The sequence below is a fragment of the Paenibacillus sp. GCM10027627 genome (assembly GCF_042675505.1).
In the GTDB taxonomy this organism is placed as follows: Bacteria; Bacillota; Bacilli; order Paenibacillales; family Paenibacillaceae; genus Pristimantibacillus.
In genome coordinates this window covers 982,163-1,008,341 of record NZ_JBHTHB010000001.1, presented here as the reverse complement: position 1 = coordinate 1,008,341, position 26,179 = coordinate 982,163, and the positions used below count along the sequence as shown (strand labels likewise).

The 26,179-nt window shown below is 45.3% G+C and carries 25 protein-coding genes; 23 read left to right on the top strand and 2 right to left on the bottom strand.

Annotated elements, in window-relative coordinates; all coding sequences use genetic code 11:
- Positions 1–207 precede the first annotated feature (207 nt).
- The 18 genes from ACFQZE_RS04730 to ACFQZE_RS04645 all read left to right on the top strand — a co-directional run bounded on the left by ACFQZE_RS04730 (position 208) and on the right by ACFQZE_RS04645 (position 18,827).
- On the top strand, positions 208–1,617 hold the full coding sequence (locus ACFQZE_RS04730; RefSeq protein WP_379354162.1) for an alpha-helical endospore appendage domain-containing protein: 1,410 nt from the start codon (positions 208–210) through the stop codon (positions 1,615–1,617).
- 31 nt (positions 1,618–1,648) lie between these two features.
- Positions 1,649–2,530: a hypothetical protein gene (locus tag ACFQZE_RS04725; RefSeq protein ID WP_379354160.1), complete on the top strand. Its 882-nt coding sequence runs from the start codon at positions 1,649–1,651 to the stop codon at positions 2,528–2,530.
- Positions 2,531–2,806: 276 nt separating this feature from the next.
- The gene (locus tag ACFQZE_RS04720) at positions 2,807–3,424 is read left to right on the top strand and encodes a hypothetical protein (protein ID WP_379354158.1); all 618 of its coding nucleotides are present in this window, start codon (positions 2,807–2,809) and stop codon (positions 3,422–3,424) included.
- Between the two features lie 394 nt (positions 3,425–3,818).
- The gene (locus ACFQZE_RS04715) at positions 3,819–6,011 is read left to right on the top strand and encodes a transglutaminase domain-containing protein (protein WP_379354156.1); all 2,193 of its coding nucleotides are present in this window, start codon (positions 3,819–3,821) and stop codon (positions 6,009–6,011) included.
- A 142-nt stretch (positions 6,012–6,153) separates the two neighbouring features.
- Positions 6,154–6,837: a response regulator transcription factor gene (locus tag ACFQZE_RS04710; RefSeq protein ID WP_379355510.1), complete on the top strand. Its 684-nt coding sequence runs from the start codon at positions 6,154–6,156 to the stop codon at positions 6,835–6,837.
- Positions 6,834–8,213 (top strand): sensor histidine kinase, encoded by a 1,380-nt coding sequence (locus ACFQZE_RS04705; protein ID WP_379354154.1) that lies wholly within the window; start codon positions 6,834–6,836, stop codon positions 8,211–8,213. The genes ACFQZE_RS04710 and ACFQZE_RS04705 overlap by 4 nt, the downstream gene beginning before the upstream one ends.
- A 64-nt stretch (positions 8,214–8,277) precedes the next feature.
- A complete protein-coding gene (locus tag ACFQZE_RS04700; protein ID WP_379354152.1) occupies positions 8,278–9,402 on the top strand; it encodes an ABC transporter permease in 1,125 nt (374 codons plus the stop codon).
- Entirely contained in the window at positions 9,399–10,085 is a 687-nt protein-coding gene (locus ACFQZE_RS04695; protein WP_379354150.1) for an ABC transporter ATP-binding protein, read from the top strand. Before ACFQZE_RS04700 ends, ACFQZE_RS04695 begins: the two co-directional genes overlap by 4 nt.
- 160 nt (positions 10,086–10,245) lie before the next feature.
- The gene (locus ACFQZE_RS04690) at positions 10,246–11,007 is read left to right on the top strand and encodes a hypothetical protein (protein ID WP_379354148.1); all 762 of its coding nucleotides are present in this window, start codon (positions 10,246–10,248) and stop codon (positions 11,005–11,007) included.
- Between the two features lie 92 nt (positions 11,008–11,099).
- Positions 11,100–11,378, top strand: a complete 279-nt coding sequence (locus ACFQZE_RS04685; protein ID WP_379354146.1) for an ArsR/SmtB family transcription factor — start codon at positions 11,100–11,102, stop codon at positions 11,376–11,378.
- A 56-nt stretch (positions 11,379–11,434) separates the two neighbouring features.
- Complete coding sequence (locus ACFQZE_RS04680) at positions 11,435–11,818, top strand: VOC family protein (protein ID WP_379354144.1); 384 nt, start codon at positions 11,435–11,437, stop codon at positions 11,816–11,818.
- Between the two features lie 219 nt (positions 11,819–12,037).
- The gene (locus ACFQZE_RS04675; RefSeq protein ID WP_379354142.1) at positions 12,038–12,718 is read left to right on the top strand and encodes a response regulator transcription factor; all 681 of its coding nucleotides are present in this window, start codon (positions 12,038–12,040) and stop codon (positions 12,716–12,718) included.
- 124 nt (positions 12,719–12,842) lie between these two features.
- Entirely contained in the window at positions 12,843–14,072 is a 1,230-nt protein-coding gene (locus ACFQZE_RS04670) for a sensor histidine kinase (RefSeq protein WP_379354140.1), read from the top strand.
- 196 nt (positions 14,073–14,268) lie between these two features.
- Positions 14,269–15,297: an alpha/beta fold hydrolase gene (locus ACFQZE_RS04665; protein ID WP_379354138.1), complete on the top strand. Its 1,029-nt coding sequence runs from the start codon at positions 14,269–14,271 to the stop codon at positions 15,295–15,297.
- A 398-nt stretch (positions 15,298–15,695) separates the two neighbouring features.
- Positions 15,696–16,403 carry an FAD-dependent oxidoreductase gene (locus ACFQZE_RS04660; RefSeq protein ID WP_379354136.1) on the top strand — a complete coding sequence of 236 codons (708 nt, stop codon included), beginning with the start codon at positions 15,696–15,698 and terminating at the stop codon, positions 16,401–16,403.
- Positions 16,404–16,409: 6 nt separating this feature from the next.
- Positions 16,410–16,739, top strand: a complete 330-nt coding sequence (locus ACFQZE_RS04655) for an ArsR/SmtB family transcription factor (RefSeq protein WP_379354134.1) — start codon at positions 16,410–16,412, stop codon at positions 16,737–16,739.
- Positions 16,736–17,134 carry an SRPBCC family protein gene (locus ACFQZE_RS04650; protein ID WP_379354132.1) on the top strand — a complete coding sequence of 133 codons (399 nt, stop codon included), beginning with the start codon at positions 16,736–16,738 and terminating at the stop codon, positions 17,132–17,134. The genes ACFQZE_RS04655 and ACFQZE_RS04650 overlap by 4 nt, the downstream gene beginning before the upstream one ends.
- 352 nt (positions 17,135–17,486) lie before the next feature.
- Entirely contained in the window at positions 17,487–18,827 is a 1,341-nt protein-coding gene (locus ACFQZE_RS04645; protein WP_379354130.1) for an RICIN domain-containing protein, read from the top strand.
- Positions 18,828–18,925: 98 nt separating this feature from the next.
- On the opposite strand, the gene ACFQZE_RS04640 is transcribed toward ACFQZE_RS04645, so the two are convergent.
- Positions 18,926–19,642 (bottom strand): metal-dependent hydrolase, encoded by a 717-nt coding sequence (locus ACFQZE_RS04640; RefSeq protein WP_379354127.1) that lies wholly within the window; start codon positions 19,640–19,642, stop codon positions 18,926–18,928.
- A 222-nt stretch (positions 19,643–19,864) separates the two neighbouring features.
- On the opposite strand from ACFQZE_RS04640, the gene ACFQZE_RS04635 reads away from it, so the two are divergent.
- The 5 genes from ACFQZE_RS04635 (at position 19,865) to ACFQZE_RS04615 (ending at position 25,302) form a co-directional block, all read left to right on the top strand.
- Complete coding sequence (locus tag ACFQZE_RS04635; RefSeq protein ID WP_379354125.1) at positions 19,865–20,599, top strand: suppressor of fused domain protein; 735 nt, start codon at positions 19,865–19,867, stop codon at positions 20,597–20,599.
- A 189-nt stretch (positions 20,600–20,788) separates the two neighbouring features.
- A complete protein-coding gene (locus ACFQZE_RS04630) occupies positions 20,789–21,694 on the top strand; it encodes an NAD(P)/FAD-dependent oxidoreductase (RefSeq protein WP_379354123.1) in 906 nt (301 codons plus the stop codon).
- A gap of 113 nt (positions 21,695–21,807) precedes the next feature.
- The gene (locus ACFQZE_RS04625) at positions 21,808–22,209 is read left to right on the top strand and encodes an Rrf2 family transcriptional regulator (RefSeq protein ID WP_379354120.1); all 402 of its coding nucleotides are present in this window, start codon (positions 21,808–21,810) and stop codon (positions 22,207–22,209) included.
- Between the two features lie 285 nt (positions 22,210–22,494).
- Positions 22,495–23,511, top strand: coding sequence for an ABC transporter substrate-binding protein (locus ACFQZE_RS04620; RefSeq protein ID WP_379354118.1), 1,017 nt, complete (start codon positions 22,495–22,497; stop codon positions 23,509–23,511).
- Positions 23,512–23,610: 99 nt separating this feature from the next.
- The gene (locus ACFQZE_RS04615) at positions 23,611–25,302 is read left to right on the top strand and encodes a helix-turn-helix domain-containing protein (protein ID WP_379354116.1); all 1,692 of its coding nucleotides are present in this window, start codon (positions 23,611–23,613) and stop codon (positions 25,300–25,302) included.
- An 82-nt stretch (positions 25,303–25,384) separates the two neighbouring features.
- Here ACFQZE_RS04615 and ACFQZE_RS04610 read toward each other — a convergent pair whose 3' ends face one another.
- Entirely contained in the window at positions 25,385–25,837 is a 453-nt protein-coding gene (locus tag ACFQZE_RS04610) for a DUF2690 domain-containing protein (RefSeq protein WP_379354114.1), read from the bottom strand.
- Positions 25,838–26,179: the final 342 nt, after the last annotated feature.

Below are 26,179 nucleotides of genomic sequence, written 5' to 3'. Positions count from 1 at the left end.
CAAGTGATCGATTATATGGCTGGTCCTGCAGGAGATACGGCTACTCTGGGAGGAAGCATGATTGTGGATGCCACAGGAGCTACAACTTCGACCATTAACGTCATTCTGGGGGTAGGTTCTACTGGCACTGCAACAAGTGTTAATGTTAGTGTCATCGCCTTGAATTAACCGAATAAATTCAACTTCTAAGCGATTGGAGTGAAAATGATGTCACAAGCCAACATTCCTAATATTACACCTACGATAACCATTGCATTAGATGACGCTTTAAATTTGTTATTAGTGTCTGTTGCCCTTGAGGAGTTGGGGTTAAGCCATATTGTGAATGCCGAGGCTGAAAAGCTTCAATATACGCTGGGGACACTTCCAGGATTAACTCCGCCCGCTACTGTAAGCGACCTGCTTAATATTAACAGCAGTATAAGGAATACGATCGCACAATCTTTGAAATATGAAATGCTGTTATCCGATAAATTAACCGCTGTTTTAAACACGCCATTGAAAGGGCCGACTGGGCCGACGGGACCTACCGGGGCCACTGGCCCGATTGGGACAACCGGGGCCACTGGAGCAACCGGCCCGACTGGTTCGACTGGAGCAGCTGGGGCAACAGGATTGACCGGAGCAACTGGCCCGACCGGGGCAACCGGTTCGACTGGAGCAACTGGCCCAACCGGAGCAACCGGCCCAACCGGAGCAACGGGAGCAACGGGAGCAACTGGGGCGACCGGGGCAACTGGGGCGACCGGAGCAACTGGGGCGACCGGGGCAACAGGACTCACCGGTCCAACTGGCATTACTGGGGCAACCGGAGCGACTGGAGCAACTGGCACAACCGGGGCCACTGGCTCGACAGGCGCTACCGGAGCAACGGGGGCAACAGGAGCAACCGGGATTACTGGCAGCGCCGGGGCTGTTGGTGCAACTGGTGCGACCGGTGATACAGGGCCTACAGGAGCTTTGGGTGATCCGGGCAACACGGGTATAACAGGCAGCACTGGAGATACAGGGGCAACTGGGGCAACAGGACCTACAGGAGATTGTGAATGTGTGACCGGACCAACAGGCCCGACCGGAGCTAGCGAAACCGGGGCGACTGGGGCAACAGGAGCAACAGGCGCGACTGGCGCAACAGGCGCGACGGGGGATACAGGCCCGACCGGAGCAACGGGAGCAACAGGTATACAGGAAACGGAAAATAATGCGTTTGTCAATAACTTGGTTGCGCCTTCTGCAATCATTGCTCCAGGCGATCCTATTCCGTTCCCTACAAACGTGACGCTTAATGGCACTGCGATTTCTCATACGGCAGGTTCAACTGATTTTATTCTCGCACCCGATCAAACTTATTATATAGATTATCGCTTGAAAGCGGAGTTGTCTGTTGCCGGAACGTTGCTTGGGAATGTTGCTCTGCAATTAAACGGAACTACAATTCCAGGCTCGGATACGATCATGCAATCGTTGCCCGGCGGCTCTCAAGCGATAACCGCCCTTATTTCAACCACGATTATTAATACACCAAGCGGAGGACCAAGCACACTAACGGTTATAAATAACGGGGCCATTCCTCAATCGTATATCGATTACGGCATTAGTATCATTAAACTTGGATAGCGAGCAGACGGAAAGGAGGAGAAATGAAATTATGAGTAGCAGCGCAGATTTTGCTTGTTCGGGGGGATGCGGAGCCATCCCCGTCAATGGATCGCCGGCTATTTTATCGACTGTCGTTCAAAACGGTTCTTCCATTCAATTGCAGGGAACGTCTAATGTCTTACTCGCTCCGAATACAGCCTATTTGGCAGAATATAACGCTCAATTTTCTACTCCAACCGTAGGCTTTGTGTTATCTTCGCAATTAACGCTCAACGGAACGCTCATACCTGGATCGCAAACGTTATCCTTCCCATCAACCATTCCCCCAGGTTTGAATGCTCCCGTTTCAAGCGTCTCGGGCGGAGTCGTATTTAATACGCCGTCTTCGCCAAATCCTAGTGTTTTGCTACTAAACGGTTTCCCGCCTTCAGGTGTGTCGGGAGCCAACTTTAGCAGCGTCAACCTGCGAATTGTCGAACTGGGGCCTGCAAACGATGGAACTTCCGTAACCGGCAATAATGCTGGCATTTATGGATACGGATATGTTGATGTTGGTTTTGATGAGCCTTTGCCTTTTCTAGAAGCGGAAACGGTTAACGGTACTGGCATTACGTTTTCTCCAAGCTCGCCAACGATCATTACATTGTTGCCCAATGCGACCTACTTTGCTTCCTACAATTTTATCGCTTGCCCTTTAGTTGTGGGGTCGGCTGTGCGTGTTATTTTATCGCTGAATAACAACTTTTTGGAGCAAAGCCTATCACTCGCACCAGCGCTTACGGATCTCACAACCGTCTTTACAAGCGCCGCAGGTTCAGCCGTCTTTAATACAGGGTCAGACCCGGGTCAAGTTTTGGAACTCATTAATAATACGAATGTGACGACCACCAAGTTTGTTTCAGCGAATATAAACATTATGCAAATCGGATAAACCGCTCATGTTTGCCGGTCCACTTCAGCGTCTCCTGCGAACAGGGAGCGTGAGGGTGGACTTTTTTCTTTTTTGACAGATATATAAGGAAGTGGCGTTTCGTGCGTTCTGAATAGATCATAAATGGTGCTTATGTCTCATATGAATCATTACTGAAACAATAAGAACGAGCGTTTTGTCGATCGGCCAGTCGAGGGGGAACTTAAGTCTTAATTCCTGAGGTTCGTTGCGGAGAAAAAGGGGACAACACCATACTAAAGCAGGGGCGGGCGTTACATGTTACACTCAAAAGCTCGGTTAAGCGGCACAGCTTTCTCCCGAATGGAGGGTGCAATATTAAATTTAATCATTGGTAACTTAGCCAGGCGCCATGCTGCCAATGAGCTGGAATGCATCGCTATTGAGGCTAACGTACATAAGCTGCTGCGGCTTATTCATGATTATCGACTATACTTTGATCGCAAGGAACAGCTGCTAAAGATTGAGCGGACCTTTGAGTCTAAGGGGCAAGCCGTTCCTACGGATATTATGAACTCCACAATAATCATTAAAGGGAAGCTGAAGGAAAAACCGTTCTCCAATGAACGGCTTTCCCATCAAGCATTGTTTTGTTTAGAGGATATTGTGACCTATCATAGTGGAAAAATGGCTCGTTCTGTTGTCGATGCCGCTTCTCCAGCACCTCCATTGCCGGATTACCCATTAAAGGATCATTCAAAAGGATTGAAAAAAGTCGTTTCCGTCAAGGTTTCATCCAAAACGAATCGTGTAATCGCAGCATCTCATTCAGCAAGTCCGCCAATTTCTAAAAAGAAGATTACGGCGAAATCCGCTCAAACGAATGCCAATACCGGATTTGTAAAAATAGGGAGCACGGTTTACAGGCTGGATTAAAACACTCTCGTATAAAAGCTCGGACGTCTCATCCTTATGAGGCGTTCGAGCTTTTATATTTTATAGGATTTTAATGGAGGGGGTCCTGCCCGGATCGTCCTGAAAACGGAACCATTTCTATTTTATATATGGAAATATAATGAAGTCTATTGTATAATTCATCAAGAAATGTTACTTAAGTCGTAGTTTTATAGAATCATTTTCCTGCCACTCTATGAAAACATTGTTGTTTTATGTTGATAGAGGCTCGCCTATTTTGTAGAGGGCAATAGGGTTGTTTTCGCGATAGGGGTCATGTGTCTCTTAACAACTCTTTGCTTTTACATAACCGCTCGTTGAGGCCATGCTCAATTGCGGTCACACATTTTATATTACACATAAGGGAGACGAGACAATGAAGTTTCGCAAAGTAATCGCATTCATGCTGGCTTTGGCCTTGTTTGTAGGTCTTTTGCCTGTATCCCCCGCTTCTGCTTCCAGCACGAAAGACAAACCGCCATTCGGTACGGTGTATCAAGATTTGGCCCCTATTTATAATGTGCCGGCAAACAAAGTATTTACGTTCAAACTAAAACTCAATACAAAAGATATTTGGTCTGAGAACAGAGTGACTGAATTAATTAAAGTTTTCGCGGATCGTGAAGCTACTGATCAATTGTTGGCTGAAGTCACCTACGATAAAAAAACAAATACCGTTACGATCCGTCCGGATAAAAGCAGCTGGGGAATGTACCCAAGACCAGGCGTAGACTCCGCAACTGCGCGAACATGGGGTGGACTGCAAAAATATTATATTGTCATCGCACTGGATGTAAAATCGGCGAAGCTGACACAACTGAAAACGCCAAAAAGATTGATGTTTACCATTGGCTCCCCGGTACCGGCTCCGAGTATTCAATATAAAGCGAATGAAGATGGAAATCTAACGTTGCGCTGGGAACCGATCAAAGGCGCAAGCGGTTATAAGATTTACTCCGGTAGTCGGTACAAAATGGAAGCCTTCGGCAAATCTTCAACGTCAGAGTTTGTCCTGACCAAAGAAGAATTCAAAGAAACGACCATGAACACATATGTTTCTAGCTCGTACGAGTATGCGGTGACGGCTATTGTCAACGGGAAAGAGTCTCGTCTAAGCAATATTATTGACGGAGAAGAACTCGAGCCGCTCGCTATTTACAATGTACATCACGATGCAAAAACGATTTTTGGATTAGGTGATTTAGAATCCTATTTGGATCTTCCAAGAACGATTCCTGTTCAAACTCGTAAATATTTGGGTAACGGCAAATATGTAACGAAAGATCATCCCGTTGTGTGGAATCTTAGAGATCCCATTGACAAGCTGGAAGGGGATGACGGCTCTTATGGTTTTTACACCTATGAAGGAAAAATTTTAGGCACAACATTCAGAACAGTTGTTCACACCGATAGAAAAACAACAGAGGAAGAGATTGCTGCATTCGAGTCCAGCGGAAGCACGCCTAACGTTGGCGCAGATGACAACAGCGATAAAATCAAAATTGATACCATTCCGGATAAGCCAGCAAATCCTTCAACGCCGACAGATATTACAAAATCGGTAGAAACAACTCCGCAACCTAAACCGCCGGCTGTCGGAGCTTTGGAAAAAGCGATTGCCGACGGACTTATGGCACGGAACACATCTATTAATTTGAGCGCATATCCAGAGGCTGGAGATTCTAGCGTTCTTAAAGACACCTTGCTAAAAGTCATTACGCAGTATCCTTTAATTTTGGATGAAAAAGAGTTCGCATTCGACTATTCCAAAAAGTCGCTGATTATTAAATATTCAAGCGCTTCGAAAGATTCGATTGTGAAGCAACAGAACGAGATTAAAGCAAAAGTCAAATCGGTAGTCGCTTCCATTATTAAGCCAGGCATGACGATCGAGCAGAAGGAAAAAGCGATTCATGATTGGATTACCGAAAATGGACGTTATCAGGATGAGGTTTTGCAGGAATATTTGGACGGCGTGGATACAGCGAAAATTTCGGCTAAATACGCAGCAGCTTTCAACCCTTACGGCATTCTAATTAATGGCGTCGGGGTTTGCCAAAGCTACGCGGAAGCATTTAAATTGCTGGCCGATGCGGCAGGCGTTCAATCCGTCGTGATGACAGGCAAACTTGGATCCGTTCCTCATGCATGGAATATGGTACAAGCGGATGGCAAGTCGTGGTTCCACGTCGATGTGACGAACAATGACGGCGAAAACGCGATTCCATATGCAGTCTATAATTCGCCGGACACATTTTTGGCTAAAGATTATACGTTTGGAAACGAGTTTGCACTAGACAAAGATATTCCGAAGTTCGCCAGCACGAGCAATAAATACGATTATTACGTCAAACAAGGGCTTTTTGCGAACAATGAGACCGAATTAATCGCATTGCTGAAACAAGGCTTTACTTCGAACCAATCATTCTACATTAAAGTTAACCCGTCATTAAGCGACGATGTTATTTATACGAGATTGAAAGAGGCTTTCGAGCAATACGCTAGCGAAGGCACCGAGGGCATCAAATATGGAAAAATGTTTAGCATTCTTGGCGTATTTTATGAATAATAAATCGTAATTGAAGGTTTGGTTCAAAAAGGGAGTGGCGGTTGCAGGGATTATCCTTGCACCGCCACTTTTGATTTTGATTCAAGACTTTGTAGTCATTTGTGATATGCTAACATCGAAACCAGGATATGAACGGAGGTGGCTGACATTGAACCATTTGCTGCTAGCTGACGATGATCCCAGTATTAGAGCGCTCGTCCGCTACGTGATGACTCGAGAAGGATTTAGCGTGCATGAAGCGAGAGATGGGGCAGAAGCGATTAAGATGATGGAACATTCGCAGATAGATTTAGCGATCATTGATGTAATGATGCCGCATATCGACGGGTTTGAGCTATGTGGACATATTCGTCAAAATTACGACATTCCCATCATTATGCTTACAGCGAAAGATCAACTGGCAGATAAAGAACAAGGCTATTTGAGCGGGACGGATGACTATGTTTCCAAACCGTTCGAACCGGAGGAGCTGCTGTTCCGGGTTAAGGCGTTATTTCGCCGTTATAATCGGGTATCGAACGACCTTATCCGGCTGCATCGCATTACCATTGATCGTAAAAACGTTGAAGTTTCCGACGGCCAATCCTTTTTTTTGCTGCCGCGAAAGGAGTTTGCGCTGTTGGCCCAACTAGCCCAATATCCGGGTCGCCTTTTCTCCCGGGATGAATTGATTCGTCTCGTATGGGGAGCGGATTTTGATGGTGACGACAGGACGGTTGATGTGCACATTAAACGGCTTCGCCAGCGATTTGCCGATTACGCCGACGATTTTTCCATTCAAACGATACGCGGCATGGGCTACAAAATGGTGGTGAGGGAGGCATGAAATCCCTTTATTATCGGGTGTTTCTAATGACGCTAGCCGTTATTGTCGCCAGTAGCGTGATTGGATTCCTTGCTTCAAATATTTATTACCATATAAAGCTGAAACCTTTTAACGATGAGAAGCTTGTTTCCATTGCGGAACAAATGAAGGGATTTATAGAGTCAGAGCCATCAGCCATGGATCGTTATCTTCAAAATGCAGCCGCGCTAGGGTATGAAATTTATATAACGGATGGGGAGAGGGAGTCTCAGTTCTACGGTAGAAGCTTCCGCAAGAAGGATCTGGATGAGCGGGACATCAGACTAGTGCTGGACGGAAACGTCTATCACGGTGTAGCGCAATTTCCGAACAAACCTTTTATTTCCGGATTTTTCGATAATCGCTTAAGCAATACGGTAGGCGTGCCTGTCCAATCGTCGATGAAAAGGTATGCCTTGTTTATGCGTCCGGACGTGCTGCTGCAATTCGGCGAGCTTCGGACTTTCTTTGCTCTGATTGGACTGCTTACTATCATCGTTAGCATTCTCCTCTTTTTAATTAGCACCCGGTACATCGTCAAGCCGATTGCGAAGTTAACCGAAGCGACCAAGCGACTTGCTCAGGGCAATTACAATGTTCGGTTAACTGCGGGAAGGCGTGACGAAATCGGCCAGCTCGCCGAACATTTTATGACAATGAGCCGGGAACTGGAGAGGGTTGATCTGTCGCGCCAACAATTTGTATCGAATGTCTCGCATGAAATTCAATCGCCGCTAACCTCGATACAAGGCTTTGCCAAAGTATTGGCGCAGAGTGATTTGCCGAAAGAGGAACGAGAACAATATGCCTTTATTGTCGAAGCGGAAAGCCGCCATCTGTCTATGCTTAGTAAACAACTTTTGACGCTATCAATATTGGAACAAGGAGAAGAGGCGCTGAACAAAAGGAGGTTCTCCTTGCGGAGCCATATACGCCAAGCTGCAGATATGCTCCAATGGCAGCTGGAGGAGAAGGAACTGCTGCTTAAGCTGTCCATTCCGGAATCTGTCTCGATTTATGGAGATGAAGTGCTGTTGTTGCAGGTGTGGACAAATTTGCTGGGCAATGCGGTCAACCATATTCCGGCAGGCCGAAAAATTGAAGTTCGCGCAACGCAAGGACAGTCCTGCACGCGCATCGTTGTTTCGGATACGGGAGAAGGGATTTCTTCCGAACATCTGCCCTTTTTGTTCGACCGATTCTATCGTGCCGACCCCGCCCGCGAGCGTGCTTCCGGGCGAACTGGACTCGGGCTTGCCATTGTAAAAAGGATTGTACTGCTCCATAAGGGGGATATTCAGGTAAGCAGCAAATTAGGAGCCGGCACTCAGTTTATCGTAACGATTCCCGATTTGTAATGATTTGTTCATCTGTTGTTCATTTTCGCTTCCTAAACTATTGGAATCAAAGGAGGGAAGCAAAATGTATTTGGCCATTCGAGAAATGAGGTTTGCCAAAGTCCGTTATTCGTTAATTGGCATAATCATGTTGCTGGTCGCCTTTCTTGTCCTGTTTGTTACAGGGCTTGCGCAAGGGTTGGCCTATGACAATGCGGCATCGATTCAGAATATGGACGCTTCACATTTTATAATGGAGAAGGATTCGAATCACCGCTTTACCCGCTCACAGATCGATGAGCAAGTGACGGTGCAAGCGGGCTTAATAGCAGGTGCAGAAAATGTCCAGCCTCTTGGAGTGCACATGACAACCGTCACCGCGGAAGGAAACTCCGGCAAAATGGATGTCACTTATCTCGGGATCAAAGCGGACGGCTGGATCATGCCTTCGGTAACAGAAGGAGAAGCACTTTCATTAGAAGGCAGAGGACAAGTGGTCGTTGATTCCAAAATGAAGGAATTGGGGATCGGTGTAGGTTCTGTTATTGTCGATCAAACTACAGGCTTGAACTGGACGGTGGGCGGATTTGTCAGCCATGAGTCGTTCAGCCATTCGCCGGTAGTGTTTTTGAACGAAAACGATTGGAGGCATCTTCAAGAGTCAGCCGTGCGCCCAGATGAAAACGGAACGGAAGGCGGATTGATTTACAATGCGATTGCCGTCAAGTCGAGCAATGAAGAGGCGAAGCAGCTTGCAGCAGCATTGCCGGATGCCGAAATCATAACGAAATCGGATGCCGTATCGGCCATTCCCGGATACAAAGAGGAGCAAGGTTCGCTGCTCATGATGATTGTATTTTTATATATCATATCTTCTTTTGTATTGGCGGTGTTTTTCTACGTTATAACGATCCAGAAGACCAGTCAGTTTGGTATTTTAAAAGCAATCGGCACACCTGCCTCGCATCTGGCACGCAGTGTTGCTTTGCAAGTGATGCTTATAGCGATAAGCAGCCTTTTGGTCAGCGTGATGGTAGTCCAGGCGGTTGAAGCGCTGCTGCCTAGCGGAATGCCGTTCCGGCTTCCTGTATCTGCACTTCTACTTACAAGCGCGGCTTTTATTGCAATGTCACTGGCCGGGTCCTTGCTGTCGGTTTGGAAAGTAGCCAAAATAGACGCCTTGGATGCCATTGGGAGGACAGCGACATGAGACACAAAATGATGCTTGAAAACATTACGCATACCTTCGAGGATGGCGGCATTCAGCGAAAGATACTGGATACATTAAACCTTGAAGTGCGGGAAGGGGAGCTCATAGCCGTTATGGGCCCCTCTGGCTCAGGAAAAAGCACGTTCTTATCAATAGCCGGAGCACTGCTTGAGCCGACAAGCGGCGATGTTTGGTTAGATGGCGAACGGGTAACCGGTAAAAGCAAGCAAGAGTTGTCCAATGTCCGGCTTCATAAGTTAGGGTTTATTTTTCAGCAGGCCAATTTAATTCCTTATCTGAAGGTAGAAGAGCAGCTCATGCTTGTCGCTAAGCTAGGCGGAATGGACAAGAGGAAAGCGATCGGACGCTCGCGGGAGCTGCTGAATAGGCTTGGCCTGAACCACCGCAGCAGCGGTTATCCCGATAAGCTGTCGGGGGGCGAACGCCAACGCGTCGCCATTGCTAGAGCTCTTATGAACGATCCGGCTTTGCTTTTGGCGGATGAACCGACAGCAAGTTTAGACGCTGCAAAAGGAATGGAAGTTGTGCGCCTTCTTGCCGCAGAAGTGAAAGAGCTAGGGAAAAGCGCTATCATGGTCACACATGACGACCGCGTTTTGCCATGGTGCGACCGTGTCCTCTATTTGGATGAAGGCCATTTAATCGAAAAAAGAATAAGTTGAAGCATAAGAAATAAGATCCCAAACTTTCAGCATGGAAAGATACGGGATCTTTTTTTGTTTAATCCATCTATTCATGAATTGCGACATAGCTTAGCCCGACCAAGGACCAGCAAAAAAAGCGACGGAGGTCGGAAGTACAACTAGCAGAGGTTCGTTTATTTTGAAAAAGGAAGGAGTTTATTTCTTAAATATGGGATTGGAGGAAACGGAATTGAATGAATTGCAACAAGCAATGAATGAACGGGTAGAATCAGGGTCTGATAACCCCGCCTTAACGGCTGTTATCCATGAATATGCTAACTATCATGCTGTGCTCGTCATTGTTGGCGCATTGATGGTGATCCTTTTTTCATGGCTTAGCATAAGGTTTTGGAGAACATTCAAACAAACGCCTAGGATGGGGAGATCGAAGTGGAGTTTTGAAAAAAAGGTATATTTTAGCTTTGGACTACTCAGTTCTATTCTCGCTTTACTTATGGTTTTGATTGCTTTTGCAAATGCTACAAACACATTTAATCCTCAACATGGATTTTCTTTGTTTGTCGATTCGTTTGGGACATCTAAGGGGGAGCCGCATAAAGAGGAATTGCGAGATGCCTTTATTGAATGGATCAGATCAGGCAATGCCAATACCCCGCTTATTTTCAAACAACCTATAGAGGAGCGTATAAAGTTCCACACAACAAAAGCTATGATATGTGGAGTTTTACTAATTCCATTAGTGGTGCTTAGCAAAAGGATCTGGAACACATTAATCAATCGGACAAAAGCAGTTGGCCCAAAATGGAAGGGAAAGGACTACAGCTATTTTATAATTGGAAATGTCACGGTCGTATTTTCGTTGTTATTGATAATAATTGTTGCAGCAAACCTACAAGGAGCATTTGCGCCTTTGGCCGCATTTTTAGTCGGCTTAATATAACCCGTTCTATGTAATTGTTTTCTATGTAAGTGTCCGCAACTTTTCAGTTGCTCGTATTGACATGCAACTGAAAAGTTGCGTATAATCGAGAAATGAACGGGGATAAAGACGCCATTTTTAAAGCGCTTGGAGATTCGACTCGGCGGCTTATTATAGATGAACTTGCCGAGCGTAACGAGCAAACGTTGTATGAGTTAACGGTACGTCTCATTACGAAACATAATCTTTCTATTACACGACAGGCAATAGCTAAACATCTTTCTGTTTTGGAAGAGGCCGGGCTTGCGACATCGGAAAAAAAAGGGAAATATCGAATCGTTATATTCAATAATGAACCGCTTAAACATTTGCTGAAAGGATGGGTAGAGTAAATAGCAAGCAGTATGCAAATTGTTCATGATCGCAATATTTAAGGGGGCAAATCAGGATGAATATTATAGTTAGCAGTCTTTTTGTACAAGATCAAGAAAAAGCGTTGAAGTTTTATACGGAAACACTTGGCTTTGTTAAAAAGCATGACGTACCCGTGGGAGCTTATAGATGGATAACGGTTGTTTCACCAAACAATGAGGACGGTACCCAGTTATTGCTCGAACCAGATGAGCATCCAGCGGCCAAAGATTATCAAAAAAGGATATTTGCCGATGGAATTCCAGCAACTATGTTTGGCGTTGAGGATATTGAAAAAGAATATGCGAGGTTATTGGAAAACGGTGTGACGTTCACTATGGCGCCAACAAAAATGGGGGAGAACACAATCGCTGTATTTGACGATACATGCGGAAATCTTATTCAACTCCTACAGAAGTAACGTTGCATTGATATAAACATAAGTTGACGTTTGCATTTCTTTCAGAAGAAGAGGCGCCTTAACGGGGCCTCTTTTATTTTGTGCTTGGAGTATATATTTTGCGAAGCACTATGTTCTTTACTGCGTTATTTTACAAATTATATAATTAATTTAGTTCATATTGAGTTCAAATAGGGGTCTTACAATATAGCTAATCAAATGGAAAGGTGGAGAGAGAAAATGCCTAAAGTGCTAGTTGTCGACGATGATTCACACATTCGTGAACTGGTACGGCTCTATCTTGAGGATGAAGGAATTGAAGTGGTACAGAAGGGGAACGGAGCGGAAGCGCTGGAATATGCCGAAAACCATTCATTGGATTTGGTTGTCCTAGATATTATGATGCCGGGAATGAACGGCTGGAGCTTATGTGCGAGACTCCGCGAGCTGGGGGACATACCGATACTTATGATTACTGCCAAAGGTGAGCCCGCCGATCGGATCAAAGGCTTTAAGCTCGGGACCGACGATTATCTTACGAAGCCATTCGACCCCATGGAGCTTACACTGCGGGTTAAGGCGCTGCTTAAACGTTATCGGATTGCCTGTTCCCAATCGCTCCAGCTCGGTCAACTACAGTTGGATCGCAAAAGTTATCAGGTGAGGGTAAAGAACGGCCAGGAGCTCACACTGCCGATGAAAGAATTTCATTTGCTCTACAAACTCGGGAGCTATCCGGGGCAGTTGTTCACTCGGGATCATTTGATTAGGGAAATTTGGGGGATGGATTATGAAGGAGACGAGCGAACTGTGGACGTTCACATCAAGAGGCTGCGAGACCGCTTTGCCGAACATGAGTCGGACTTTCGTATTGTAACGCTGCGCGGTCTCGGATATCGCTTGGAGGTGTACCGCGATTAAATCTCTCTATACTCGCATCGTGCTCCTATTTATCGGTGTCATCGTTGTCAGCCTCGTCATGGCTTCCGTTATTTCTACTGTATTGTTTCAAAAAACATTTAAACATAAGCTGGAGAACAGCTTGTTGTCGAACGGCAAGCAAATCATTGAAACCTACCACTCATCCGCCGGAACGGAATTGATTCCGTTTATGAACAATGTTGCCAACATTTCGATTTATGCGATTCAATTGTTTGACGCATCCGGCAAGCCATTGCTTGAAGAAAGGTCAGAGCTTGTCGTTCCCGATCCCGAAAAAATTCACCATGTGTTAGGTGGCAGCGTGGCCAAAGAGCTGGAAAACAAAGGGCGATCTCCGATGATCGGCCTTCCATTTACAGTTAACGGAAAATCTTATGGCTTATTTGTCATGCTGAAAAGTAATGAAATGTGGATTCAATCGAACAAAGAGGTAAGTACGGAGCTATTGACCGTCTTGCTGATCGGAAGCTTGCTCGTTCTGGTCGCTGCGCGTTACTTGATTAAGCCGCTGCTTCGTCTAAGAGATGCTGCCGGGCGACTTGCACAAGGCCGCTTTGACGTACAGCTTGAGACGAAACGCAAGGATGAGATAGGACAGCTTAACGCGAGCTTTAACGGGATGGCGCAGGAACTGGCTAAGCTGGATAAGATGCGCCGACAATTTGTGGCAAACGTATCGCATGAGATTCAATCGCCGTTGACCTCAATCACCGGTTTCGCCAAGGCGCTCAAGCAGAAACCGATGAGCGAGGAAAGCCGGATGTTTTATTTGACGATTATTGAAGAAGAAAGCGAACGTTTGTCCAGAATGAGCCAAAATTTGCTGCGTCTTTCTTCTTTACAGCATGAACGGCCCTCTGTTCAATCGACGTCGTTTCGACTTGACGAGCAGCTCCGTAAAGTGGTCATTGCTCTCGAACCGCAATGGGCGGCTAAAGAAATCTCGATTGACCTGGACCTGGAGCCAGTAACGGTTCATGGAGACGAGGATCAGCTTAGCCAAGTATGGACGAATTTGCTCGATAACGGCGTTAAATTTACGGATAACGGTGGAAGGGTGTGCATTCGCGCTTTTGTGGAGAATGGGCTTGCCGTCGTTTGCCTAACGGACAACGGTATTGGAATACCGGAGGATCAAAGGGACATTATTTTCAAACCGTTTCATAAAGTGGACAAAGCTCGTGACCGCACTGTCAGCGGCAGCGGTTTAGGTTTATCTATCGTTAAACAGATCATGGATTTGCATGGAGGGGAAATCTGGGTAGATGAAGAACTGGGCGGAGGATCGGTTTTCACAATAAAACTGCCCCTTAAAAGTTGTAGTTTAACATAGGAGCAATTAGTTTCGTCGCAATCTGGGGCTTCTTAGCCTCAGATTCTTTTTTTGTAACTCTCCGTTCATGTTCAATTCAAATAAGACGAGTATAGTGTCCCTAAATGAATGGAAGGGAGAAATCTTATTATGAAATAATCAGCTTTACGCTTGGGCCGAAGGAAAGGACATTACATTAATAAGTGGGAGGAAGAGTATGCGTCAATTTTTTAAGAAATGGATGAAACGAGCGGTTATCGGCATGATTATCTTTGTCATCGCGCTAGTTTCAATCGGCAGCATTTATGAACAATCTGCTCGCAGTCAGGCTGTTAAGGATTTCCCGGCACCGGGTCGACTTGTAGATATAGGGGGACGTAAAATTCATCTAAATTGTGAGGGTCAAGGCGCACCGACCGTTGTGCTTGAAGCGGGGGCAGACACAAGCGGATCAGCGTTATGGGAACCCGTTCAGGAAGAGGTAGCCCGTTTTACTCGGGTTTGCTCCTATGATCGGGCAGGCATTATGTGGAGCGATCCCGCAGAGGGACGGCAGAACAGCATAGCTATCGCGGAAGACATTCATAAGGCTCTTCGCGCGGCTAATGAAGGGCCGCCCTATATTTTGGTCGGTGCTTCCATGGGTGGCCCTTATGCAATGACATTCACCAAATATTACGGAAAAGAAGTCGCTGGATTAGTATTGGTCGACGCTTCTCATCCCGAGCAGACCTCGCGACTTGCTAAAGCGACCGGTGTGCCGGAAGCGAATCCGATTCCGTTTGCCTTTCGTGTTCTCGCTTCCTTCGCTTGGAGCGGTTTGCCGAGACTCGTGCTCCCCGATGCCGAAGTTCCGGAGTTGCAGCCGGAAACCGCAAAAGCGATTACGGCCTACCAACCGACATCGCTCAAAGCCGCTTTTGCGGAAGCTGCCTTATTCGAAGATTCGCTTCAAGAGGCCGGTACATTTCGCAACCTTGGGGATTTGCCGCTTGTCGTGCTTTCCAGAGGAAAACCTTGGAGCGCATTCAGTGAAATCGAGCAGAAAGCAAGCGGACTCACTCGCGAACAATTCAATCGTATGGAAGCAGCCTGGGCCAGCATGCAGGCGGAGCAAGCTAGTTGGTCCACCAACAGCACACAGCAAGTCCTTACAGATTCTAGCCATGTGATGCAGCTAGAGCGTCCGGATGCGGTCATTGCTGCTATTAAGGACATTGTAGAGAAGGCAACTCGTGCAAAATAGTTCCGGGTTCTTTAAATGATTAGCTGCATTAAATATTAATATGGTTTAAATCATTTCCTGGAGAAAGCGATACTCCTTTCAGTTGGCTTTAGGCATATTTAGGGACAAGCAAAGTGAAGTACAGAAAACCGCGAAATTCGCGGTTTTTTCTATTTGATTTACATCATCGTGCCATTGTAATGCAGAAAACGGGCGTAAGACGGCAGCGCTCAAGTAATCGAAAGGGGAAATGGAAATGATGAAGAGATGACGTCATTCGTTAAAATAGTGTTGACACGACACCAAATGGTGTCGTAATATCAAAGTGTCACCAAACGGTGTCCAATTTAAAGAGGTTCAATAGATATTGCTGCCACCCAAAGCTTTTTATATGTAAATGTAGTAAGGGAGATGGGGAAATGGGATTTTTTCAAGATATGTTCTCAATATTTAAGAAAAGGGAGCTATTATTTCTAGAAAGTCGCAAAGAATCGGAGGGCGTATATTCTTTTTTATTTGAAAAGGAGAAGGATTTGAATTGGAATGCAGGGCAGTACGGCTTGATTAGCATTACGCATAAGAAAATAAAAAATGGTACAAAACCATTTAGTTTGGCATCTGCTCCTTCAGAAAATGTGGTTAAAATAACAACGCGTATTGGCGAAAATCCGAGTGATTTTAAAAAAGCGCTGGCTGAATTAAAACCGGGAATGAAAGTTAAAATAAGTGGGCCTGTAGGATCATTTTACAAGCAAGATAATAGTCCATCGTTATGGATTGCAGGTGGAATAGGGGTTACGCCATTTCGGTCGATTCTTAAACAATTAGAGGCTGAAGGGAGCGGGTCCGAGAAACCGATACATTTGCTCTATCTCGATAGCAAGCAGTCCTTTATTTATAAAGATGAGCTTGAAGATTTGGCTAGCCGTACATCCCTCAGTTTAACTTATCTTGAATCAAGGGATGATCTGAACCAAGAGATTGATAAGTTTAACGCTAAGTATAAAAATAACGGCAAATACTTGATTGCAGGTCCTAAATCGCTGGTGGATTCGATTGCTGCCTATTTACAAGAGCACCAAGTTTCAAAACAGAATATTAAAAAGGATGCCTTTTTCGGCTATTAGTAAAATATGGACGTGAATCACCAAACGCGAGATGTATTTGCTGCGATTGCCGATCCAACCAGGCGTCAGCTCATTCAGCTGTTAGCGGAGGAAGAAGAGCTGCCGCTTCACGAGTTAACGTCACAATTTCCGATGGGTCGAACGGCGGTTTCCAAACATTTGACCATTTTAAAAGAAGCAGGGCTCATACTTGACCGGAAAGTCGGCAGAGAAACGCGATTTAAGCTGAGCGCCGCTCCATTGCGGGAAGTTCAAGATTGGGTGTCTTATTATAGCAAGTACTGGAGCATGAATATGATGCGCTTGAACCAACTATTTGAGGAGGAAGAACAATGAGTTTAATTTTATCATTGGATTATGAGTACAAAACATCAATTGAAAAAGCTTGGTTGGCCCTAACCGATTCCAATAAGCTAGCAAAGTGGATTACGGCAAACGATTTCGAGCCTGTTGTGGGACATCGATTCCAGTTTCGTCATCAACCGTCCGAATATTGGGATGGAGTTGTGGACGGCGAAGTGCTTATCGTAGAACCGCCAACCCGCTTGTCCTATTCTTGGGCCACTGGAGATGAGCGGCATACGGTAACTTGGACCTTGCAAGATTTAGGAGACGGAAAGGTTAACCTTCATCTTGAACAAACTGGGTTCACAAATGTTCATGGACTCGAAGGTGCGAGATATGGCTGGGGTGCTTGGTTTGATCATTTTGAAGCAGTGTTGGAACAATAAAGCATCCGTTTTTAAATAAGAGGAGTTTAGAGCTTGTGACAACAACCATTTATGTAACCACATGTTATATAAATGGATTTTCAAGCTTTGTGAAGAGGTGCCTTTTAAGGTATCTCTTTTTTGTTTGTATTGAATTACGAAACATGGTTGGCTAATCCAAGGTGAAATGGAGCTGGATCTCCGTTATGGTAAATAACTATTAATAAAGAAGGTTTTGGCTATTGGAAGTAGAATTATGTAATTCGGAATCGTGAATGAAATAGTGAGTACGAATAGGAAAGGGGGGATGTAAAGTCATTTCGACAACTATGTTGTCGTACCTATCTCTTAAAAACCAAAGGAGGGTATTCATTTGTTCAAGCAATCTTTAAAAAAGCTACTTATGCTCATTGCTATGTCCGCCTTGCTGATCAGCCTAATTCCCGCGTGGGGAAATAACTTGGCTTCGGCGGCGCCGCCGCCAATGATCTATGGCCAGCCAGAAGCCTATCTATGTGACTATATGGAATGCGCGATGGGCGGACTCCCTTACCAAAACCCGCCTGCGGGAGAAAGTTATCGTTTAAACGGCGGACAGTTACAATTTAGTGTTGATGTTCCCGTGACTCAAAATTATAGAGTGACCATTAACAGTACATTCAGCGGTTCAGATGCCACGATTAGAGTAAAGAATATGTATTTTTATGGCCACGGGTCTGAAGTATTGTATCACTCCGTGAAACAGCTGAGTAATTCTCTTACGTTGGAAATGACATTAAAAGCTGGTCCCGGAACTAATTATATTAGTATATCTCACCCTGGAACTAACAGTTCAATATCGATTGGCAGTAAAATTAGTGTTCAAGCCATGCCGAAAGTAAGTTACGCTGCTCACTGGGATCGAATCGGATGGGTTAGTTCATATATTGAAGGGGATATAGCCGTTGCATCGCCTACAAAACTTGAATATTTGCAAGCGGTTACATTCTCTTTGGATACGGGACTAAATATTCCTCCGGGTGCTCAATTGCAATATCGTGCTCACGTTGGAGGGCTTGGATGGCTAGATTGGGTGCCTACGGGTCGGATTGCCGGAACGACCGGGCAGCATCGTCGGTTGGAGGCTATCGAAATGAGATTGATTAATGCTCCAAACCATCAGATCCGTTACCGGGTTTTTGACCGAAATTTAACGCCTCAAGCATGGAAAGTAAACGGAGAGATGGCTGGAACGACGGGGCAGCATCTGCCGCTTTATGGCATTGAGGCGGAAATTGAGATATTGCCGAACCTCGCTATATTGCAGAATCCGCAAAGCGGCAAAAATTTAGATGTTTATGGAGCAGGAACAGCAGATGGAACACGGTTGCAAATTTGGCATATTGGTGATCTTAAACATCAAAAGTTTAAGTTTGTAGATAATGGTGACGGATATTTCCGCATCGTTGATTTGAACAGCGGCAAGCCGCTTGATATTAAAGACGTATCCACGGCTAACGGGGCCTTTGTCCATATTTGGACCTCTTACAACACGAATTCGCAGTTATGGAAAGTGATCAAAAACAATGATGGAACTCACAAGTTCATTAACAAGCTAAACGGTAAAGCGTTGGATGTAAGCGGCGGCAATACTGCAGCCGGAACGCCTGTGCATATGTGGGATGACAACGGAAGCGGTGCGCAAAAGTGGAGAATATCCCCTGTTCTTAAGTAGAAGATAACTTAAAGAGATCGCTCCTGGTGAAATGGCGGCAGATTCGCTGGCCATCCACTGAAGGAGCGATTTTTTTGTTTAAATATTAATCCGTTCCTCTAATGACTACAATCGTCTTTTCGCTGCAACTCGAAGCGATCGCCGGGCTTCAACACTTTACCCTTGATTTTACGGGATTTTAAAAGCTCTACATAAGCTTCCTCATCCTGTCGAATGACTTCAAAAGTATCGTAGTGCAGAGGCACAACTAGTTTCGCTTGCAGCCACTCGGCTGCGAGCGCTGCGTCTTCGGGTCCCATCGTATAGTGATCTCCAATCGGAAGGAAAGCAACGTCAATCTGATTACGCTCGCCAATCAGCTTCATGTCGAGAAATAAATTTGTATCTCCTGCGTGGTAGATCGTATATCCGTTCCATCGAATAACAAAGCCAGCCGGCATTCCGGCGTAAATAATTTGTTGCTTTTTGTGATCGATAATACCCGAACTATGGAAAGCTTGGACCATTTGCACTTCAGCATAACCGATTGATATGCGGCCGCCGATATTCATGTCGTTTGTTTTGGCACCTTGCCAGCTCATATAGGAAGCTAACTCAGGGATGGCCACAATGGTGGCATCATTGCTGCGGGCGATTTGCGCGGCATCCAGAATATGATCGCCATGAGCATGCGTCAGCAACACATGCTGTACGCGAATGTCTTCAGGCTTAGTGACGGCAAGTGGGTTTTGAGAAAGAAACGGATCGATAATAAGCGAATGTTCGCCGTCCGTTAGCTGGATGCAGGAATGTCCATGGAATTGAATCGTTAACATACAGCACCTCTTCACATGAAATGTAGTATTTTCCATTTTTATTATAACGGAGTTGGCAGAATGCATCAAAATAAAACTGAATAAAGGGCAAGAAAGGACATGCATAACCGAGTTTGTATTGGCCTAGTGGCTATATGAATCTTACATTGTCTAATATATACAGCTTCGATATACTAACCTTATTGATATTAGGAAAGCTGAGGAAGTAAAGGAGAGGCAAACATGACGAAACCAACGGAGTTTTCGGAATCAGGACAACCGATCTATCGCTATAACGATAAGGAGAAGGAATGGCAACCGCCAGAATATGGGGAAGAAGGATGGGTTGCGAAGATCGAAGAACATGTAAGCGAATATATCGGAGAAGTTGATTCCGTTTTCCACGAAATCATTTCGGATACCGTTCATCTTGACGTTCACCTTATTAAGCCAACTCCCGAACGAAATTATTTTACTTTATTTACAACGGGCATGAGCTTTAAGCCGATGAATACGCCGGAAGGAGTGGAAGGCCATGAATATGCGGAATTGATAATCTGCTTGCCGCCGGATTGGCCAATGGAGGAGGATGATCTGGAAAATCAGAATCACTATTGGCCAATCAGATGGTTAAAAATGTTAGCGCGTTTCCCACATGACTACGACACTTGGCTAGGCTGGGGCCATACAATGCCAAATGGCGATCCGGCTGAACCGTTATCGGAGCAAACGGACATGAGCGGAATCATTTTACTGCCTCCGGTTGATGTTCACGAAGATTTTCTTTCTCTAGAAATGGGGGATGGGCGGACCATAAGCTTTTATGCCATCGTTCCGCTCTATTCAGAAGAGATGGACTTTAAGTTGAAAAACGGAAGCGAACCGCTAATCGATAAGTTCGATAAATACGGGATTAATGAAATTATCAACCTCAATCGGCGCAATACATGTAAATCTCGCTTAAAGTTTTGGAAGTAATCCAAAGTTGTTAAAATAAAATAATGATTCAGGTCTTGCAGGTGGGAGTTTAAGCTCCCACCTGCTTTCTTTTGTAACAAGAAAGGGGAGGAAGATAAGGTCTTTTATATTTACAGACATAATGTATCTGTTATATACTTAATTCTCAACTTGACCTGAAATAACCTCACTCAAGAAGGAGGAATAGAAATGATTTATGATTGTGCAATTATTGGTGGAGGTCCAGCGGGACTGAATGCGGCATTAGTGCTAGGTAGAGCTAGAAGAAGTGTAGTGCTGTTTGATCATAATAAGCCTCGAAATGCTGTTACACACGCCTCCCATGGTTTTCTTACACGCGATGGGGTAACGCCAGCCGAGTTTAGACGAGTGGCTTATGAGGAGGTGCTGCATTATCCATCGGTAGAGCATCATCCCAAAGAGGTAACGAATATTCGCAAAATTCATGAAGGGTTCCAAATTACGGTTGGGACAAATGAACCGATTCAAACCCGAAAGCTGCTTATTGCTACGGGCTTGCAAGAAACATTGCCGGATATTGCCGGTATTAAGGACTTGTATGGCAAAAGTCTCTTTTATTGTCCTTATTGTGACGGCTGGGAACTTAGGGATCGCGCTTTATTCGTATTGGCGAGTCATGCCCACGCGTTCCATCTTGCAAAATTGCTCTACAATTGGAGCCATAATCTTGTCATCTGTACCGATGGCCCTGGCGTACTGACGGATGAGCAAAAGGAGAGGCTCACTTCTCGCAATATTGTAGTTTCGGAGAAAAAGGTTGCAGCTTTTTACGGAAATGAAGGAAGGCTGCGGCAAGTGGAGTTTACAGATGGCACGCGGATGGATCGAACAGGCGGATTCATTGCACCTCAGTGGGTTCCACGAGCAATCTTTCAACAAGAGCTTGGTTATGCTGTAAATGAAGTAGGCGGAATGATTGCCGATGGAATGGGAAAAACGAACGTAGCCGGTCTTTTTGCGGCAGGGGAAGTAACATCCGGCAGTCCCTCGCAGCTCATTGTGGCGGCAGCCGCCGGCAGTTTAGCTGCGACAAGTATAAACCTTGAATTAACGGAAGAGGATTTCAGCTTCTAGGCTAAAAAAGAATCTGGTTTGCAAAGCTCATGCGGCCCCGACAACTTGACGATCACTCCGCATAATAGATATTATATACTTCTAAAGTCTTTTATGAGGTTTGGTGATTTGGAATGAAATATTCGAAGGCTACGGATTATGCTCTGCATACGATGCTTTTTCTTGCAGCGGCCGCTCCAAATAAACTCGTCGGTGTTCAAATGCTGGCAGAGCGTCAGGAAGTATCTCCAACTTATCTCTCGAAAATATTAACTAAGCTGGCCAAGGCAGGAATGATCGAATCGGTTTCGGGCGCTAATGGAGGATATAAGTTGAAACGGGGCTGGGAAGCCATCTCATTTCTAGATATTATTCAGGCCATAGAAGGTACTGCCTCTATGTTTGACTGCAGCTTTGATCATGGGACGGAATGTCCGATACAGCGTGTAATTCTCTCAGCGGAACTAAAGATGGAACAACACTTGAAAAACCAGACCATCGCGGAGCTGGCTCAAAAACATAACGTGCAACTATAAAAAATTTGAGGTCATTTCTGAACTAAAAACAAAAGTCATGCGAAGGGAGTCGTCGCATGGCTTTTATTTAATTAAGTTCAGTACGTTTCGTACAATGAAGTTTGTGAAAAGAATACAAGTCTCAGAACTCTATTATAAATTCGATTAAACTTGTGAGATGGACAAAAAAACGAGCCCAATTTCATTTATCCATTGAGGAGACATCAGTATTTTCGTATAGTACTATATAGATAATGATAATCATTATCTATACTAGAATCGAACAGACTGATGGAGGGCAACAGAATGAAGAAGGCAAAAAAATGGTGGACGATCCTTATGGCAACTGTGCTTGTGACGGGCGCGCTGTCCGGTTGCGGGGGACAAAATGATAACGCAGCAGCTCAAGTGGAAGAGGCAAATCAAGGGAGCAAGGGATCGCCATCTGAAAGCGCGAAGCCGGAGAGCGGGGCTTCTGAACAAGCGGCAACCCAATTGTTTGAAGACTGGAACGGTCATAAGGTTGAGGTGCCGACACAGCCGAAGCGTGTGATCTTCCATGGGGAGACAACAGGAGACCTAGCTGTGCTTGGCGTTAGTCCAGTCGGCATTATGCAAAGCTCAATTGAGGGCACTTTGAGTCAGGATAAGTTCCGCGATGCTCAAGATGTTGGTTTCCCTTTTAATGTGGAGAAGGCTCTGGAGTTAAATCCGGATCTTATTATATTCGGCAATGCGGATGAAAACCAATATGAACAAATTTCCAAGGTCGCTCCGACGGTTACATTCGATACGTTCGGTTCACTTGACGAGCGCTTGACTAAGCTGGGACAGCTTCTAGGGAAGCAAGAGGAAGCCAAGTTATGGCTGGAGCGTTATCACGAGAAGGAAAATGCGATGTGGAAGGAGATTAGGGATGGTGGAATCGGAGAAGCAGAGACGGCTACCGTATTCACCATGTACCCTGGCAATCGATTGTATGCGATGGCCAATACGGGATTGTCCCAAATCTTGTACTCCGAAGGGGGAATGAAGCCGACGCCTTTGGTCCAGGAAGCTCTGGATGCAGGCCAAGGCTTCGTAGAAATCAGCTTAGAGAAGCTTTCCGAATATGCAGGCGACCATATTTTCCTGCTTACTCCCGTTCAAGCGGAAGCTGTGGGCGATTTGGAACAATTGGAAAAAAGCCAAGTGTGGGGCGGACTGGAGGCCATCAAAAACGGCAACGTGTATACGTTCGGATTGCTGGAAGCCTATAGTGACGCCCTATCACGGGAAGGGCTGATTCAGCAATTGCCGAAAGCGCTGCTGAAATCCGAATAAATAGGAAAAACAAAGCCGCTTATCGTTAGTTGATAAGCGGCTTTCGATCGTCTACAATGATAACAATTTTGTTGTGATTGATTGTCGGGAGGGCGTCAAATGGATCATTTTGGGATGGAAGGGGAGACGCTTCACTCCTTGCTGTTTCATCTATTAGAGGCTCGGTTGTGGCGGATTCAAGAAGACTGCGTGACAGAAGAACAAATCACTCTTTCCTATACGCTGCTTCTAGTCGCAGCTGGAGATTGCAGCTTGTACGCGGACGATGTTTTGATCCCTGCGTTGGAGCAGAACTGTTACATTTTGCCGCCAGGGCAGAAGTGGTATATTAGCAATTATTCTGGCAAACCGGTTCAAATCTATTTGATGAAGTTCAAAATTTTGAATGCGGAAACCGAAAGAGCTTTCCATGAACCGTTACACGAAATTCATCATAATTGGAGACTATTTCCGTATATGCGCGCGGTCAAGCTGGCCCAGCAATTGACAATGCCAGAGGGAGAGAAAAGCGAAGCTGTTTATGGGCAAGGCGTGGACAACGGATTGAAGTGGCTCAATCGCCATATGTTGTTTATGGAGTTAATCGGTATGCTGCTGCAGCATAATTCCAAAGAAACAGGTGCGGGCGGATCGTTGCCGTCAGCCGAGCAATCTATCGCGTTAATGGAGGAGCATTATATGCTTCCGCTCAGTATCAAACATTTGGCCGAGCAAGCCGGCACTCAACTTGGGCAATATACGTCGATGGTCAAGCAGTTGACGGGATTCACCCCGCTGGAGTACTTGAATCAGCTTCGAATCAAACATGCGAAAATGCTTCTTCTGACGACTGGAGACCCGCTGCGTCAAATTGCCCGCAAGGTTGGTTTCGAGGACGAATATTATTTTAGCCGTCTTTTTCGCAAGCATACAGGAATCGCGCCGAGACAGTATGCGGAATCCATGAGCGGCAGCAAGCTGGTAGTCGATGATGCCGGCCATGAGGTGCGAATACCTCTTCGTCCTCGCCGCATCCTGTATTTCGGTGAAGTGCTTGGGGATTTGCTGGCGCTTGGCGTCAGGCCGGTCGGAAGTAACTTATACGAAATGGGAAATTCTTGGCTAGCGGAAGAAGAAAACGGCTTGATGGGAATCGAGGATATCGGAATCCCGTTCCGCTTAGGAACAGCAAGAACATTAGAGCCCGATTTGATCATTCTTTCAAATATGGATGAGCGCATTTACGGAGATATTAGTGCCATTGCTCCTTCCCTTGTCTACAATTCTCATGATCCGCTTTTGCAAAGATTGCACAGATTGGGAGAATGGTTGGATAAGAAGAAGGAAGCCGACACATTTATGGATCATTATTTGAAGCGTCTTGAACAGGCGGGCTCTTTTTGGAAGCAACGAATTCAAGGTGGCGAAAAAGCATCCGTATTTATTTGTCATCGCGGTCACAAATGGTTCGTCATGGGAAGGCTTGGCCTATCCGAATTGCTGCATAGCCTGGACGAGAAATCGCTTACTAATCAAACCCGGAAGCTCATTTCTGATGGCGAGGCCTATTTGATGATAGATAGGGAGGATATCGCAGAATATGCGGGAGATATCGTAATTATCCCCCTTCCAGTGAATGCATCTTCACGTGAGACAACAGAGCAAATGATTCAAAGCGATCTATGGAAAAGTATTCCGGCTGTGCGCAACGGACGCGCGTTTGTAGTGGACGAAAGCAAATGGAATCTGTACGACGCCATTTCGCGCATTCGTCAATTAGAGCACTTGCAGTCGCTCATCGGTTGCATGTAAAGAAAAAGGAAAGCTTAGAACAGCAGAGCGGCAGATGATTTGAGAATCATCTGCCGCTCTTATTATGTGAACTTGCTTTGAATTAATAAAATGCAGTAGTCGCACTTCCAAGATATCGACGGTCAGGGGTAAGATGACCTCCAATTGCTTGTGCTCGGTATAAGGCTCCATCATAAACCATAGGAGTATAGCAGAAGCGTTGACCTTTGTTAACGACTCCGTTTCCTCCAGAATGTTGACAGGCGTACGCTTTACCATCGTGCTCCCTTATAACCATAACGTTCGCTTCCCAGTTATATGTAGCTATGCTATCCAAAATAATTCTCGCCCATGCCGTTTTGCATTTCGGGCTGTATCTTAATTCGACTGTTCCTGAACCGTCAGTCAATCTTTTAGATGCTTTCACTACTCCATCCAGCGAACAACCGGTATTTCTCGGATGTGCTCCATCCAAGTTCAAATCTTCAGCTGTTGCAAAAGAGGGGAAAGTAGACAATGCAACTAAAACATTTATTCCATGGTTGTCATCATACACCTCCTTTAATTTCCAATTTTATTCATTTAAACCTCGTGATACCATATGCTGCATGTCGAAATAAGCTGATTTTTGAAACGAACAAAACTTCCTGATTAAGTTTTTTTATTCTCCATATAGGATTATAGTACCAAACTACCTATACGAAGAAGGCACTCTAAAAAGTAAGCGTTGTCAATTAAAGAGAAATAATAAATTTTTTAAAAATATTTAAAAATGATTCCTCTTATCCGATATAGTAGTAGTGACAATAATATACATCTAACGCGATCTGCTGATTCAATAGTCTTACATAAATGGTTCGATAGCAGGCTGTTTAATCGGAAAAAGAGATGGTAGATA

Coding starts and splice junctions, on each gene's coding strand:
- ACFQZE_RS04635 (WP_379354125.1), top strand. CDS start 19,865: ATGACGAAACCAACGGAGTTTTCGGAATCAGGACAACCGATCTATCGC.
- ACFQZE_RS04650 (WP_379354132.1), top strand. CDS start 16,736: ATGAGTTTAATTTTATCATTGGATTATGAGTACAAAACATCAATTGAA.
- ACFQZE_RS04615 (WP_379354116.1), top strand. CDS start 23,611: ATGGATCATTTTGGGATGGAAGGGGAGACGCTTCACTCCTTGCTGTTT.
- ACFQZE_RS04705 (WP_379354154.1), top strand. CDS start 6,834: ATGAAATCCCTTTATTATCGGGTGTTTCTAATGACGCTAGCCGTTATT.
- ACFQZE_RS04640 (WP_379354127.1), bottom strand. CDS start 19,642: ATGTTAACGATTCAATTCCATGGACATTCCTGCATCCAGCTAACGGAC.
- ACFQZE_RS04660 (WP_379354136.1), top strand. CDS start 15,696: ATGGGATTTTTTCAAGATATGTTCTCAATATTTAAGAAAAGGGAGCTA.
- ACFQZE_RS04695 (WP_379354150.1), top strand. CDS start 9,399: ATGAGACACAAAATGATGCTTGAAAACATTACGCATACCTTCGAGGAT.
- ACFQZE_RS04720 (WP_379354158.1), top strand. CDS start 2,807: ATGTTACACTCAAAAGCTCGGTTAAGCGGCACAGCTTTCTCCCGAATG.
- ACFQZE_RS04625 (WP_379354120.1), top strand. CDS start 21,808: ATGAAATATTCGAAGGCTACGGATTATGCTCTGCATACGATGCTTTTT.
- ACFQZE_RS04680 (WP_379354144.1), top strand. CDS start 11,435: ATGAATATTATAGTTAGCAGTCTTTTTGTACAAGATCAAGAAAAAGCG.
- ACFQZE_RS04630 (WP_379354123.1), top strand. CDS start 20,789: ATGATTTATGATTGTGCAATTATTGGTGGAGGTCCAGCGGGACTGAAT.
- ACFQZE_RS04675 (WP_379354142.1), top strand. CDS start 12,038: ATGCCTAAAGTGCTAGTTGTCGACGATGATTCACACATTCGTGAACTG.
- ACFQZE_RS04620 (WP_379354118.1), top strand. CDS start 22,495: ATGAAGAAGGCAAAAAAATGGTGGACGATCCTTATGGCAACTGTGCTT.
- ACFQZE_RS04700 (WP_379354152.1), top strand. CDS start 8,278: ATGTATTTGGCCATTCGAGAAATGAGGTTTGCCAAAGTCCGTTATTCG.
- ACFQZE_RS04685 (WP_379354146.1), top strand. CDS start 11,100: ATGAACGGGGATAAAGACGCCATTTTTAAAGCGCTTGGAGATTCGACT.
- ACFQZE_RS04715 (WP_379354156.1), top strand. CDS start 3,819: ATGAAGTTTCGCAAAGTAATCGCATTCATGCTGGCTTTGGCCTTGTTT.
- ACFQZE_RS04655 (WP_379354134.1), top strand. CDS start 16,410: ATGGACGTGAATCACCAAACGCGAGATGTATTTGCTGCGATTGCCGAT.
- ACFQZE_RS04730 (WP_379354162.1), top strand. CDS start 208: ATGTCACAAGCCAACATTCCTAATATTACACCTACGATAACCATTGCA.
- ACFQZE_RS04665 (WP_379354138.1), top strand. CDS start 14,269: ATGCGTCAATTTTTTAAGAAATGGATGAAACGAGCGGTTATCGGCATG.
- ACFQZE_RS04725 (WP_379354160.1), top strand. CDS start 1,649: ATGAGTAGCAGCGCAGATTTTGCTTGTTCGGGGGGATGCGGAGCCATC.